This is a genomic window from Endozoicomonas sp. SESOKO3, assembly GCF_024606255.1.
On record NZ_JAHHPR010000275.1, the window covers coordinates 1 to 1,000 of the forward strand.

Genomic DNA, 1,000 nt, shown 5'->3' on the forward strand with positions numbered 1-1,000 from the left:
GTTTATACGCAGCGAGCGTATCGGGTTTTAGAATGCCAACTGTGACATCCTTCGGTCTGGATAATATCGTGGGCACATCTTCAATAATCAGATTGACAGGTCTTGGTCCTGGAATCTCGTCGTTATGGTCAAGATAAGCCAACTCTTTTTCGAATCTTGCATAACATGACTCCGATTCACACACCTTAATCTGTCGAGCACCCAACGTACCGGCCTTTACAGTTGCCCGCAATTCCTGTCTTAGCTGCTCTCTGTTACCCGGTGACAGGCAATGTGCAGTGTTTGAATTCCTGCCAGATTGCGCCGGACAACTCTCAGGGCTCGTAAACGACACTGTCGAGAATGTACTTCCTGTTTTTGGTAATGAATCCATATCAATAAATCTCAGAGTAATTGGAGAGTTATGGTGATGTCCGGATTAGAATTACTTGATGCTCATTAAGATTCCTTTAAAACCGGCACTATGGTTTATGACTTTGTTAGATCAAAAAAGTTCCTGCAATTTAAACTCGGACCGGCAGGTAGTTGAAACTTTTTTCAAAAACACTGGTCGAAATTGAAAATAATTATGGAGATCACAGTCATGGAAGGGATTCAAACAACACTATCTGGCTTTACTTTGTCAGAGTCTGACTGTGCACCAGACTGCTACGAGGCATCCGCATTCGCTCGTTCTGTTATTTCTGTCAATCAAGACTCCCCTCCTTGCGTAGAAGATAATTCAGACATAACTGATCTTTGTTATCCTCAACTACCTGCTCGTGATATCAAACTTCCGGATGCAGATAATCGCTGGCCCGCCATCTTGCCACCCACCACTGACAGGCAAACCCGTGCTTTTATGGGCGGCAAGGGACTATTTCTGCACCTTATGCAGCAGGCCAATATCCCGGTTCCGCCCTTCACTGTGGTTGATACAACCCTGATCACTGCTCTGGAGCAACATCTTTTTCCCACGCAATGCCTGTTGACCTTCCTGCCCAATATAGACATGCAGAGC

General features: G+C 45.3%; 2 protein-coding genes. One reads left to right on the top strand and one right to left on the bottom strand.

Annotation, left to right across the window (positions count from 1 at the left end; translation table 11 throughout):
- A partial coding sequence (locus KDK18_RS05080) for a hypothetical protein (RefSeq protein ID WP_257253658.1) occupies positions 1-232 on the bottom strand: 232 nt, incomplete at its 3' end.
- A gap of 324 nt (positions 233-556) precedes the next feature.
- Here KDK18_RS05080 and KDK18_RS05085 point away from each other — a divergent pair.
- The coding region (locus KDK18_RS05085) for a hypothetical protein (RefSeq protein ID WP_257253660.1) at positions 557-1,000 on the top strand (444 nt) is incomplete at its 3' end.